The organism is Halorientalis regularis, from assembly GCF_023698535.1.
GTDB classification, from domain to species: Archaea; Halobacteriota; Halobacteria; order Halobacteriales; family Haloarculaceae; genus Halorientalis; species Halorientalis regularis.
Window position 1 is genome coordinate 65,272 of record NZ_JALJCL010000011.1, and the last position, 12,677, is coordinate 77,948.

A 12,677-nucleotide genomic window follows, 5' to 3' on the forward strand; every position below is an offset into this window, starting at 1 on the left:
ACACCAGTACACGCGCCGTCTCCGAATCTCGCCACGCTCAGCCGCCGTGGCCGGGGTAGTCCCGCTCGAACCGGTTCTCGACCTCCTCGTGGTCGAACTCGATGACGACCGGCCGCCCGTGCGGGCAGGCCCACGGGTTCTCACAGTCGTCCAGCGCCGACAGCAGCGACACGACCGACCCCTCCGTCAGCGACGTGTTGCCCGTGATCGAGGGGTAACAGGCCAGGTCCGCCAGCAGGTCGTCGGCCACCGCGTCGACGGTCTCGGCGGCCGCCGACTCGCCCGTGACGAAGGCCGACAGCACCTCCCGGATCAACTCCGGCCCGGCCGCCTGCGCGACCAGTTCCGGGACCGTCCGGACTTCGACGGTTCTCTCACCCTGTCGCTCGGCTCGGAATCCAAGCCGTCGCAACGCTGGCTCGTACTCCTCGAACAGCGCCGCCTCGCGGGCCGTGAGCGACAGCTCGACGGGATCGGCCAGCGCCTGACTCGTCGCGCCCTCGGCGAAGCGCTCGCGCAACCGCTCGTAGTTGACCCGCTCGTCGGCGGCGTGCTGGTCGATCAACACCAGTCCGTCGTCGGTCTCGGCCACGAGGTAGGTGTCGCGGTACTGGCCCAGCACCCGCATCGACGGCAGGCGCTCGAACGACTCGCGCTCGCCCGTCGCTGGCTCCCCGTCGCCGAGTCGCGCCTGGTCGGTGCCCGGCCGGAACCGCCCGGCGCTCCCGCGGTCGTGCGGGGCCGCTGGCTCGCCCTCGCTTACAGTCCCGTCGCTCCGCCCTGTCCCGGTGTCGCCGGTGGGTTCCGGTTCGGTATCCGTCCCGTCGGTCACGCGCCCGTCACCCTCGTTTCGGGTCCGCTCGGTCTCTCGGTCCTCGACCGTGCTGGCGTCGACGTCGGCGCTGGCATCGGCCCCCGACTCGGCCGTCCGGTCGGTCCCGCCCGACTGCTCCGGGTCGGCGTCCCGCACGTCGCCCGGCCCGATGGGCGAGCGGGCCGTCGTCTCCGGGGGCTCGGGGGTCTCGTCGACCTCGGTCTCCTGTGCGCTCTCGCCCGCCGACTCGTCGGAATCGGACTCCTCGCCTGCACTGTCGCCACGGTCGGGCGCGATCTCGGTCTGTTCGGGCGCGCTCCGGCCGCGGGGGGCCGACGAGCGGATCAGCCCCTCCCGGAGCAGGGCGTCCTCGACGGCGGTGCGGACCTGCTCGGCGACGCCCTCGGCGTCGGCGAAGCGGACCTCCATCTTCCGGGGATGGACGTTCACGTCTACGGTGTCGCCCGGCAGCGAGAGATCGAGGACGGCGAAGGGGTAGCGGTCGGGCGCGAGCTGGTTGCCGTAGGCTTCGACCACCGCGTCCCGGACCGTCGCGGATCGGACGTACCGGCCGTTGACGTAGGTCGTGACGTACTCGCGGCTCGCCCGGTTGGTCTCCGGGTGGCTCACCAGTCCGGACACGCCGTCGAGGGGACCCTCGCGGCGGTCGTCTGTTTCGTCGTCTCCGTCGCTGTCGGTCGCACGGACCACGTCGACCATCCCCTCGGCCACGTCGCGGCCGTAGACCGACAGCACGGCGCTCTGGAGGTCGCCCTGGCCGGTCGTGGCGAACGTCTCGCGGCCGTCGTGTTCGAGCGAGACGGCCACGTCCGGGTTCGCCAGCGCGTAGCTCGTGACCAGGTCGTTGATATGCGCGAACTCCGTCCCGTCCTGTTTGAGGTACTTCCGGCGGGCCGGGACGTTGAAAAACAGGTCCGCGACCTCGATGGTCGTGCCTTCCGGACAGCCGGTCGGTTCGACGGTCGTCACCTCACCGCCCTCGACGCGGAGTTTCGTCCCCCTTCCACCGCCACGCGGCCGCGTCTCGACGGTCAGCCGCGAGACCGCGCCGATGGCGTGCAGCGCCTCGCCCCGGAAGCCCAGTGTCGTGACGCCGGCTTCGAGGTCCTCGATGTCCCGGATCTTGGAGGTGGTGTGTTCCTGGACGGCCTTGCGGACCTCGGATTCGGTCATGCCGATCCCGTCGTCGCTGACCCGGATGCCGTCCTTGCCGCCGGATTCCACGGCGACCGAGACTCTGGTCGCGTCGGCGTCCAGACTGTTCTCGACGAGTTCCTTCACGACCGAGGCCGGGCGCTCGACGACCTCGCCGGCCGCGATCCGCTCGACGGTCTTTCCGTCGAGTTCCCTGATCGACCCGTCCTCGCTCATTGCACAGGAGTGACAGTCTCACGTACTTGAGTATGCCGCTGGCACATTGGGTCGATCAAACGTCCCCCAGCGCCGCGCCGACGATGACCGCGACGACGCCGCCCCCGACCAGCACGCCGAAGCCGGGGACGTACGACCCCGTCAGGTCGTGGAGCGTCCCCACGAGGACGGGGCCGAGGAAGCCGCCGATCTCGCCGACGGCGAACACCAGCCCGACGGCGACGCCGGTCAGCTCCGGCCCGATCCCGTCGAGATTCGGCGGGATCGCCCGGATCAGCGGGGAGAGCCCGCCGACGCCGAGGCCGGCGATCACGATGCCCAGCGCCGCGACCGCCGTGGCACCGCCCGCGATGACGCCGGCGACGCCGACCGCCGCCAGCCCGCCACAGCCGATGACCGCCCCGCGCCGGGCGTCGATCCGGTCGGCCAGCGTCGGGATCGCCAGCACGCCGACGACCTTCGCGCCGACCAGCAGGGTCGTCGTCTGGCCCGCCCGGTCGGCCGACAGCCCGCGGGCCTCAAGCATCGTCGGGAGCCAGCCCTGCAACCCGTGGACCAGCGCGAGGTACACGATCCCCAGCACGACCATCAGGCGCAGGTCGCGGTGGCTCAGCACCCGCCGGAGGTCCGTCCGGACCGAGGTCGACGCCCGCTCCCGGTCGCCGTTCGCGGTCCCGTCCTCGCCGCCGATGGGCACGATACGGACGACCGCCAGCCAGACGACCGCGTAGCCGAGCGCGGCGACGCCACTCCAGAAGAAGAGCGGCCGCCAGCCGCCGAGCAGGGGACCGACGACGGGCCGCCCCAGCCCGAACGCGCTCGCCGTCCCGACGGCCGCCCCGACCATGTACACGGAGGAGGGCAGGCCGGTCTCGTCGGGCGGGAAGAGGACCGAGACGAGTTTCGGGAGACCGAAGGTGATCGCCGTCGCGCCGACGCCAAGGAGCAGGGTGGCCGCCAGCAGGGTGGGAAAGCCGCCAGCGACGCTCCGGACGACCTGAGCGATGCCGGTCACGACGAGGCCGACCGCGAGACTCCGGGCCGGGCCGATCCGGTCGACCGCGAGGCCCGAGAACAGGGCGATGGGGATGTACGTCAGCGGCACCGCGCCGGCTAGCAGGCCCGCTTCCGTGCCCGAGAGGCCGACCTCGGCGATGATCGTCGCCAGATAGGCCGGCAGGCTGAACCAGACGAAGGTGAGGCTGGTGTAACAGAGCGCCCCGGCGACGACGAGGCCGTAGCGGCGCGACACGACCGACGAAGCCATTCGACGGAAAGTTGAGTCGGCGATACAAAAGGGCGTTCTATTCCTCGGTTCCGAGTCGCTCGGCCGACAGGTCGAGTGCTGCACTGCCCCCGCCGCTTAAGCCCCACCCGCCACAGACTCGGGTATGCGACTCGAAGGCGAGACAGCGTTCATCACTGGCGCCGGCTCCGGTCTCGGCCGGGCCGCCGCGGAACGGTTCGCACAGGAAGGCGCGACCATCGTCGCCGCGGACGTGGACGAGGACGGCCTCGACGAAACTGCCGCGTTGGTCGAGGACCTGGGCGGCGAGGTCGCGACCCACGTGCTCGACGTGCGGGACGGCGACGCCTTCCGGGCAGCGGTCGACGCCGCCGCCGCGGAGTTCGGGATCGACATCCTCCTGAACAACGCCGGCGTCTCCCACGACCGGATGGATTTCGAGAGTATCGAGGACGCAGAACGGGACCGCGTCCTCGACGTGAACGTGAAGGGTGTCTGGAACGGCTGTCAGGCCGTCCTGCCCCACTTCAAGCAACAGGAGTCGGGTGCCATCGTCAACACGGCCTCGCTGGCGGGGGTCATCGGCGCGCCCCAGTTGACGGGCTACTCGCTGTCGAAGGGCGCGGTCGTGAACTTCACGCGGGCCATCGCCGCCGAGGTCGGCCCCGCCGGCGTCCGGGTCAACGCGGTCTGTCCCGGCGTGACCGACACGCCGATGCCCCGGGCGGGCCAGACCGCCGAGGAGTGGGAGGCCCGGAAAGAAGAGCTGTCCCGGCACTACCCGCTGAAGCGACTGGGTGAACCGGAAGACGTGGCCAACGCGATGCTGTTCCTGGCCTCCGAGGAAGCCGACTGGATCACCGGGCAGGCGCTGGTGATCGACGGCGGCTTCTCCTGTGCCTGACACCACGAGCACGATCACCGTTCCTTCGACCAGATCCTGCCCCGAAAGCCACCGATAGAATCATTTCGCTCGCGCTCGCCCATCCGTCGATGCACGAAGCAGACTTTGGCGTGGCCGGCGAGACGGCCATCGTCACCGGTGCGAGTCAGGGTATCGGACGCTCTATTGCAGAGACACTGGCTGCTGGCGGGGCGAACGTGGGCATCTGTTCCCGAGAGATGGACCGGGTCGGCCCCGTCGCCGACGAGATCAACGACAGCGACGCAGACGGCGAGGCGCTGGCCGTGGAGTGTAACGTCCGCGAGCGCGAGCAGATGGAGGCCTTCGTCGCGGAGGTCGTCGACGAGTTCGGCGGCCTCGATGTCGTGGTCAACAACGCCGGTGGGGAGTTCGTCGCGCCCTTCGAGGACATCTCGCCCAACGGCTTCGACTCCATCCTCGACCTGAACGTGATGGGGACGGTCCACGGGATGCAGGTGGCCGGCGAACACATGCGCGAGGACGGCGGGGGCAAGATCGTCAACATGGCCAGCGTCAACGGCCAGCACCCCGCGCCCAACGAGAGCCACTACGCGACGGCGAAGGCGGGGATCATCCAGTTGACCGAGACCGTCGCGACCGAGTGGGCCGACGACGGCATCCGGGTCAACTGCGTCGCGCCCGGGCTGATCCAGACGCCCGGGGTCGCCGAGACGCTGGGCATCGACAGCGAGGACATGCCACCGCGCGAGCAGACCGACCGCCGCATCGGTTACGGTGAGGATATCGCCGACGTGGTACAGTTTTTGGTCTCGCCCGCCGCCGCGTTCATGACTGGCGAGACGGTCACCGTCAAAGGCGTCCCGCGGCCGGGCAACTCGATGCAACACGACCTCGGTCTGCAGTAGGTCGGCCGGGCCCGCGGTTCGACTCGGGTCGGTTCACCCCGGCAAGACGAGATTGAGCAGGGCGACGACCAGCCCGGCCAGCCCCATCCGGGCCGCGGAGACGTACCACCGCTGGCCCGAGATCGAGCCCATGTAGGCCCCGAAGACGCTCAACACGCCGACGCCGAGGACCACGGCCGCGATGGCCGCCTCGACCATCGTCAGGAGTCGCCCCGTCCCCGCGACGACGAACGGCGAGAGCGGGACGAGTACCCCGATCAGTGGGCCGAGGCCGCTCGCGGACGCGTGGAGCACACGCGCGCCTCGCTGTTGGCTCTCGACCCGTGTGTCGTCGAGGTCGGTCAACATCGCCCGCTCCATCCGCCTGATCTCCGCGCGGGTTTCGGCGCGTTCGATCTCCCAGACGCTCCAGACCGCCGACGTGCCCAGGCCCACCGCCGCTCCCAGGCCGATCTTGACACGTAGCGAGCGGAAGCCCACCCCTTCAGGGGTGGGAGGATGTCAAGTCCCGGACCTCCTGATCGAGTTCGAGCAGCGAGCCGGTCGCGCCCTCGACGCTGTCGACGGCGGCGACCTGCTCGGTGAACGCGAGCAGGGACGGTTCGTGCGGTTTCAACACGTCGATGACGAGTCTGCGGACGGCGACCATACCCGGACCTGGCACCCCGACGCACCTAGAGCCTCGACCCGTCGCGGCGGCGAACGCGGGCAGGTCCGGGCCACACCTATACCCCTGCCCGTCGATAGGGGAACCGTGTTCGAACGGATCCTGGTGCCGACCGACCGCAGCGACCCGGCGCGGCGGGCGCTCGAACAGGCCGCCGACCTCACGACACGGTACGACGCGACCCTCACCGCCCTCCGCGTCGTCGATACCCGCGAACTCGACGGGAGCTCCGATCTTGACGAGCGCACGGAGGTGGCTCGGACGGACCTGGACGACGCCATCGAGGACCTCGACGTCGACCCGACGCCCGAGGGGGTCGTCCGGGCCGGCATCCCGAGCGAGGAGATTCTGGACTACGCCGACGAGGAGTGGATCGACCTGATCGTGATGGGGACCCACGGCCGGACCGGCGTGCGCCGCTACCTCCTGGGAAGCGTCGCCGAGAAGGTCGTCCGGCTGTCGGACCTGCCAGTTCTCAGCGTCCACCCCGCGGAGGTCGACGTTGGAAGCGTCCCCTACGAGCGCATCCTCGTCCCGACCGACGGGAGCGACGGGGCCGGCGTGGCCGTCGACTGCGCGACCGACCTCGCGAAAACCTACGGGGCGGACCTGCACGCGGTGTCGGTCGTCGACACCGGCGCGATGGCCCCCGACGTGCAGTTCGACGTGATCAGGGATCAACTCCGGGAACGGGCCCAGACCGCCGTCGAGACGGTCGCCGAAGCCACACGCGAGGCCGGTATCGACGACACGCAGACGGCCGTGCTGGAGGGGCGAGCGCACGATGCAATCAAATCCTACGCCGACGAGGAGCGGATCGACCTGATCGTGATGGGGACCCACGGCCGGAGCGGGCTGGACCGGTACCTGCTGGGCAGCGTCGCCGAGAAACTCGTCCGGACGGCGTCGGTCCCCGTGCTGACCGTCCGGATGCCCGAGGCGTCCGAGTGAGGCCGTTCCGGCGCGTTACGCGGACTCGTCGAGTCGCCGCACCAGCCGTTCCAGCACGTCGTCGAGGTCGAACCCCACCTGCTCGAACCGCCGTAGCTCGGCCAGCAGGTCCGGATCGAGCGACGGCCCGAGGACGAACGCGGCCCCGCCGGTCGCGGTCGCCCGGAGGACCCACCGCGCCAGCGACGCGACCGGCGGGAACCCCACGTCCGTGAGGACCACCGCGACCCGCCAGGCCTGCTCCCGTCCCTCTCTGAGGCCGAGCAGTGACAGTCGCTCGTCCAGCCGCCCGAGCGCCGCGTCCACGTCCGCCACCCCGGCCGCGTACACCTCGGCCAGCGCCCGCTGCTGGGCGTCGATCAACCGGGCCAACACCTCGTTCACCGCGCGGTGGTCCGCCCGCTTTGCCGCCCTGTCGGCGTCGATCCCCACGTCCCGCAGGGTGAGCGCCAGATCGTAGTTGATGTGGGCGTTGATGCCCAGGAAGGCATCCTGGAGTACCAGCGCGTCGCTGCCGGTTGCGGTGCCGAAGGCGATCCGCCAGGGATCGGGCACGGCCCCGAGTTCGCCGCGCTCGAAGGCCAGGAACGCCCGCCGGTAGTAGTTCGCGAACCTCGTGGTGTAGGCACGCATCCACTCCGGGTCCCGGAAACCGCCGGCCGCGATTCTCGCACTGATCCGCTCGGTCATGCGGGTGTAGATGGTCAGGAAGACCGCCCGGCGGTCCTCGCGCTCCCGGAGCCGGTCTTCCAGTGTACGCAGGCGCTCGGCAGCGTCCGCGACGGACTCGAACGCGCCCTGCGCGACGCCGACCAGCTCGGCGTCGGGGGTATCGGGTGGGTCGTACTGCGCTACGTCGTGACGGAGCGCGCGGGCCATCCCCCGGATCCGGCGGGTGTCGACCAGGCGGGCGGCGTCCCCGTAGGCCGACAGCGTGCGAAGCAGCGCGGTCATCGTCGGGCCCTCGCAGCGACGACTGATAGCTGTAGGGGGCTGGACAGTTCTTCAGGCGTCCTGTTCGTGAACTTTCTCTAGCACCGCCGACTCAGCCATCGAGACGACGCCGGCCGATTCGAGCGTCTCGGCGAATTCCTCGCTGTCGTAGTAGGCCAGCGCCTCGTCGAGGCGGTCGTCGGCGACCTCCTGCAGGACGACGACGGTGTTCTCGTCGTCGGTCGGGCGGAACGCCTGCGTCCCGAGCGACCCGTGGGTCGCCCGCCGGTCGGCGTTTGCCTCGTGGTGGCGCTCCCACCGCTCGTAGTCCTCGATCTCGTGTTTCGCGTAGATGTAGGCCATACCAGCAGTGCGGGCGGGAGGGGGAAAGAATCGGGGGCTCCCGCTCCCCTCAGTCGCCGGGCTCGGAGACGGCTCCGTCCGCCGTGTCACTGGCCCGCCCGAGTTCGAAGCCGTCGTAGTCGTCGCGGGCGACCCGGGCACAGATCTCTCGGTAGTTGTCGAGGCCGCCGGGGAAGGGGGTGAACACCTGCGTCTTCCCGGGAACGTTCGCGCCGCGGTACCAGGACTTGGCCTGTGAGAACAGCATATTCTCGGCCAGCATGTTGGTGTTCTGGACCCACTGGTCTTCCGAGTCCTCGCTGGCCTCGATGCGGTCGTAGCCGCGCTCGTCCATGTACGCGATGCAGTCGGCGATCCACTCGACGTGCTGTTCGATGGCCAGTGGCATGTTGGTCAGCACGGACGGGCTCTGGGGCCCGGTGATAGTGAACAGGTTCGGGAAGCCGTGGGTCATGAGACCGAGGTACGTTCGCGGTCCGGCTTCCCACTTCTCTTCGAGCGTCTGACCGTTCTCGCCCTCGATGTCCATCGCGAGGATCGCGCCCGTCATCGCGTCGAACCCCGTCGCGAACACGAGCATGTCCAGGTCGTAGTGGTCGGCCGTGGTCCGAATCCCGTCGGCCGTCACCCGTTCGATGGGGTTCTCGTCCACGTCGACGAGGCTCACGTCGTCACGGTTGTAGGTCCCGTAGTAGTCGTTGTAGTCCATCGGCGGGCGCTTCGAGCCGTAGGGATGATCCGTCGGGACGAGTGTCTCGGCCGTCTCGGGGTCGTCGACTTTCTCGCGGATCTTCTCGCGGATGAACGTCGAGACCACCTCGTTCAACTCGGGGTTCGACAGGATCGACCCCGGCTCGAAACTGTGGAGGAAGCGAAAGCCGCCCTGTTGCCAGCGGTCTTCGAGGACCTCGCGGATCTCGTCCTCCGAGAGGCCGTAGTCAGTTTCGTGTTCGTGTTCGAACGGCATCCCGAGCCGGGAGTCTCGCGCCCGCTCCCAGATGTCGTCGTAGTTCTCGCGGATCTCCTCGTACTCGTCGTCCTCCAGCGGTCGGTTCCGGGCCGGTACCGCGTAGTTGGGCGTCCGCTGGAAGACCGTCAGGTGGTCGGCCCGGCCGCCGACCTCCGAGATGAACTGGATGCCGGTCGAGCCGGTACCGATTACGCCGACGTGGTCGTCGCCGAAGTCGACTTCCTCGTCGGGCCACCGGGCCGTGTGGTACCACTCGCCCTCGAACTCCTCGAGCCCGTCGAAGTCGGGCAGGAACGGCTCGGAGAGACAGCCGACGGCGGTGACGAAGTACCGGGTCCTGACCCGTTCGCCGTCGGCCAGCTCGACGGTCCAGGTCGCCGTCTCGTCGTCGTAGGTCGCCGACGTGACCTCCCGCTCGAACGCGATATCTCGGTGCAGGTCCAGCCGGTCGGCCACCCACTGCAGGTAGTCCAGAATCTCGGGCTGCTCCGGGTAGCGCTCGCTCCAGGTCCACTCCCGGTGGAGGCCCTCGTCGAAGGAGAAGCAATAGATGTGGCTCTCGCTGTCACAGCGTGCCCCCGGGTACGTGTTCCAGTACCACGTCCCGCCGACCTCGCCGCCTTTCTCGTAGACGCGAACGTCCAGCCCCTGTTCGCGCAGTTTGTGTAGCATGTACAGCCCGGAGAAGCCCGCGCCGATCACGACGGCGTCCACGTCGGTCTCCGCAGCCCCCCTGTCCACGTCCGCGTCAACGTCTGCGCCAGACACTGTGTATCACTGACGATATACAACGGTCGGTCCCAATTAAAACCACTCCTCCAGAACATCGGGCGTATATGAGTGGCGATCGGTTCGGTGTGATCCGGGCGGTCCGTGCCGGTGGCCGTGGGTCTCGCGGATCTCTTCGCGTTCGTTCTCGGTGGCCGACTCGATGGAATCGTCGGCGGACTCAGTCCAACACCGTCGGGACGCCGCCCCGTTTGAGCCAGCGGGCGATGGTGTTTTTCTGAATCTCGTCGGTGCCGCCGGCGAACCGCCAGCCGCGCTGGAGGCGATAGAGGTACTCGAGCGGGTGGCCCTGCTGGTAGCCGTTCGCGCCACAGATCTGGAGCGACTCGCTGATGACCGATTCGGCCATCTGTCCCGAAAACAGGTTCGCGGCCCCGGTCTGGAGCGGGTCCGGGATCCGCCCCTTCGCGACGGCGTCCTCGGCTGCGCGGTAGGTAAGCGACCGCGACGCTTCCAGCTGGGTGACGAGGTCGGCGAGTTTCCACTCGATGCCCTGAAACTCGCCGATGGCCTGGCCGAACTGCTCGCGGTCCCCCGCGTATTCCAGCGCGTAGTCCAGCGCCGCCAGTGCCCACGTGTTCGAGATCGACGCGACACCGAGCCGTTCCCAGTTGAGCGCCTTCAGCTGTGCTTTGAACGCGTCGTCGCCGCGCGTGAGGACGTTCTCCTCGGGGACGACGACGTCTTCCATGTAGTAGTGGGTCTGCTTGTGGCCGGCCATGTTCGTGTAGTGATTGGCGACCTCGACGCCGGGGTCGTCGAAGTCGACGATCACGGTCCCGAGTCCTTCGGGGAACCGCACCCACGTGACGCCGGCCGAGGAGTCCTCGAACCGCGAGACCCACGTCTTCTCGCCGTTGACGACGAGGTCGCCGTCGCGCTCCTCGACGGTCGTGTTCATCGCGTGCACGTCGGACCCGGCCTCCGGTTCGGAGATACAGATCGCGACGAAGTCCTCGGCCTCGGTCAGCGGCGGGAGGTACTTCTCTTTGGCCTCGGGGGTCCCGAACATGTCGATCGTCCGGGGTGCGGTCATGTGCATCGAGTTGAGATACGCCGCGGTGTCCGGACAGACCCGGCCGACGGCCTCGTTGAGCAACATCGCCTCGAACTCCGAGAGCCCCGCGCCGCCGTACTCTTCGTCGAAGTTGATCCCGAGGAAGCCGCGGTCGGCGAGCAGTTCGAGGTTCTCCCAGGGTGGCTCGTCCTGCCACTCGTAGGCCCGCTCCGCGAACTCGTTTTCGGCGAGTTCCGCGGCGGTCTCGACCAGCATCCGCTGTTCGTCGGTCAGCGAAACCATGGACAGTACTCCCGCCAAACCGTGTTAGGTCTTTTCCCGCCGGCAGCGGTCCCGCTCGGTCCGCGGGACGAACGTTTATGCGGGCCGCCCCGCGAGGGACGCCAATGAGGGCCCCCGAGGAGACGCTGAGCGACTTCGTCGCCGCGCTCACCATCGGCGACGTTCCCGAGGCCGCACGCGAGACCGTCCGCCGCGCCTTCCTCGACACCGTCGGTGTCACGCTCGCCGGCGCGCTCGACGATGCCGGCGCGACCGCGTTCGAGACCGACGGGATCGACGCCGCGGATGCGGACGCGGCCACGATCCTCGGCGTCGGCACCGAGCGGCCACCGACCGAGCGCGCGCTCCACACCGGCACCGCGAGCCACGCGCTGGACTACGACGACCTCGCGTGGGCGATGGACGGCCACCCCAGCGTCACGCTCGTCCCGCCACTACTCGTCCTCGCGGGCGAGACCGGCGCGAGCGGCGACGAGTTGATCGCGGCCTACGCCGCCGGCTTCGAGGTCGAGTGTGCCCTCGCCGCTCCGATCAGCCCCGACCACTACGAGGCCGGGTGGCACGCCACCGCGACGTTCGGCGCGCTCGGTGCCACGGCCGCCGCCGCATCCCTCCTGGACCTCTCCGCGATGGAAACCCGACACGCCTTGACCGTCGCCGCCTCGACTCCCGCCGGCCTGAAACGCAACTTCGGGTCCACGACCAAACCCCTCCACGCTGGACTGGCCGCGCGGTCTGGCGTCACCGCTGCCCGCCTCGCCGCCAGGGGTTTCACCGCCGACCCCGACGCGGTGAGCGGCGACCGCGGATTCTGGGACCTCTACGGCCCCGACGACCGCGACGCCTTCGCGTTCGACCCCGAGGAGTGGGCGCTCGTCGAGCGCGGCATCAACGTCAAGTACTACCCCTGCTGTTACTTCACGCACACCAGCATCGCCGGGATGCAGGCTCTCGCCGACGAGTACGAGATCCGTCCCGCGGAGATCGAACGTATCCACGTCGCAGTCGCACAGGGGGCCGCCGACGCCCTCCACCATAGCGACCCAGACACCGGATTGGAGGCGAAGTTCTCCCTGGAGTACACGGTCGCGAGCGCCGCCGTCCGCGACCGCGTCGGGCTCGCCGCTTTCGACGACGATTGTATCGACGACCCCGCGGTCCAGCGGGTCCGCGACGCCGTCGACTACGAGGTCGACGACGCGCTCCACTACGACTCCCACGAGGCCGTCGTCCGCGTCGAGACGGGCGAGGGGACCTACGAACGCCGACGGGAGAATCCGCCGGGCACCCACGACAATCCCCTCTCCGACGGGGAACTCCGCGGCAAGTTCGAGGAGTGTGCACACCGGGCCGTCCCGGAAGCGACTGCGGACGCGCTCGCGGCCCTGTTCCTGTCGCTCGACGACTGTGCGGACGTGGCCGCGGCGATTCGGGCTGCCGGCCCCACATAGCTTTACTCCG

11 protein-coding genes and 1 pseudogene are annotated in these 12,677 nt (G+C 69.4%); 4 read left to right on the forward strand and 8 right to left on the reverse strand.

What is annotated here, in order from left to right:
* Positions 1–37: 37 nt before the first annotated feature.
* Both mutL and MU521_RS14750 read right to left on the reverse strand, forming a co-directional pair.
* Positions 38–2,206 (reverse strand): DNA mismatch repair endonuclease MutL, encoded by a 2,169-nt coding sequence (gene mutL / locus MU521_RS14745; RefSeq protein ID WP_092693601.1) that lies wholly within the window; start codon positions 2,204–2,206, stop codon positions 38–40.
* Between the two features lie 55 nt (positions 2,207–2,261).
* Positions 2,262–3,473 carry an MFS transporter gene (locus MU521_RS14750; RefSeq protein WP_092693599.1) on the reverse strand — a complete coding sequence of 404 codons (1,212 nt, stop codon included), beginning with the start codon at positions 3,471–3,473 and terminating at the stop codon, positions 2,262–2,264.
* 124 nt (positions 3,474–3,597) lie between these two features.
* On the opposite strand from MU521_RS14750, the gene MU521_RS14755 reads away from it, so the two are divergent.
* A complete protein-coding gene (locus MU521_RS14755; protein ID WP_092693598.1) occupies positions 3,598–4,356 on the forward strand; it encodes an SDR family NAD(P)-dependent oxidoreductase in 759 nt (252 codons plus the stop codon).
* Positions 4,357–4,445: 89 nt separating this feature from the next.
* Positions 4,446–5,243: an SDR family NAD(P)-dependent oxidoreductase gene (locus MU521_RS14760; protein ID WP_092693597.1), complete on the forward strand. Its 798-nt coding sequence runs from the start codon at positions 4,446–4,448 to the stop codon at positions 5,241–5,243.
* Positions 5,244–5,276: 33 nt separating this feature from the next.
* Here the strand turns inward: MU521_RS14760 and MU521_RS14765 are convergent.
* Positions 5,277–5,702 (reverse strand): annotated as a pseudogene (locus MU521_RS14765) (VIT1/CCC1 transporter family protein); the annotation flags it as partial.
* Between the two features lie 25 nt (positions 5,703–5,727).
* On the reverse strand, positions 5,728–5,892 hold the full coding sequence (locus tag MU521_RS14770; RefSeq protein ID WP_139171138.1) for a DUF211 domain-containing protein: 165 nt from the start codon (positions 5,890–5,892) through the stop codon (positions 5,728–5,730).
* 105 nt (positions 5,893–5,997) lie between these two features.
* Between MU521_RS14770 and MU521_RS14775 the strand changes: the two genes are divergently transcribed.
* Positions 5,998–6,861 (forward strand): universal stress protein, encoded by an 864-nt coding sequence (locus MU521_RS14775; protein WP_092693594.1) that lies wholly within the window; start codon positions 5,998–6,000, stop codon positions 6,859–6,861.
* 15 nt (positions 6,862–6,876) lie between these two features.
* Here MU521_RS14775 and MU521_RS14780 read toward each other — a convergent pair whose 3' ends face one another.
* The 4 genes from MU521_RS14780 to MU521_RS14795 all read right to left on the reverse strand — a co-directional run bounded on the left by MU521_RS14780 (position 6,877) and on the right by MU521_RS14795 (position 11,216).
* Positions 6,877–7,815 carry a DUF5995 family protein gene (locus MU521_RS14780; RefSeq protein ID WP_092693592.1) on the reverse strand — a complete coding sequence of 313 codons (939 nt, stop codon included), beginning with the start codon at positions 7,813–7,815 and terminating at the stop codon, positions 6,877–6,879.
* Positions 7,816–7,866: 51 nt separating this feature from the next.
* Positions 7,867–8,157 carry a cyclase gene (locus tag MU521_RS14785; RefSeq protein WP_092693590.1) on the reverse strand — a complete coding sequence of 97 codons (291 nt, stop codon included), beginning with the start codon at positions 8,155–8,157 and terminating at the stop codon, positions 7,867–7,869.
* Between the two features lie 49 nt (positions 8,158–8,206).
* Positions 8,207–9,895, reverse strand: coding sequence for a flavin-containing monooxygenase (locus tag MU521_RS14790; RefSeq protein ID WP_245681197.1), 1,689 nt, complete (start codon positions 9,893–9,895; stop codon positions 8,207–8,209).
* A 181-nt stretch (positions 9,896–10,076) separates the two neighbouring features.
* Positions 10,077–11,216 carry an acyl-CoA dehydrogenase family protein gene (locus MU521_RS14795; protein ID WP_092693588.1) on the reverse strand — a complete coding sequence of 380 codons (1,140 nt, stop codon included), beginning with the start codon at positions 11,214–11,216 and terminating at the stop codon, positions 10,077–10,079.
* A 104-nt stretch (positions 11,217–11,320) separates the two neighbouring features.
* Here MU521_RS14795 and MU521_RS14800 point away from each other — a divergent pair, with 104 nt between their 5' ends.
* The gene (locus MU521_RS14800) at positions 11,321–12,667 is read left to right on the forward strand and encodes an MmgE/PrpD family protein (protein ID WP_092693586.1); all 1,347 of its coding nucleotides are present in this window, start codon (positions 11,321–11,323) and stop codon (positions 12,665–12,667) included.
* Positions 12,668–12,677: the final 10 nt, after the last annotated feature.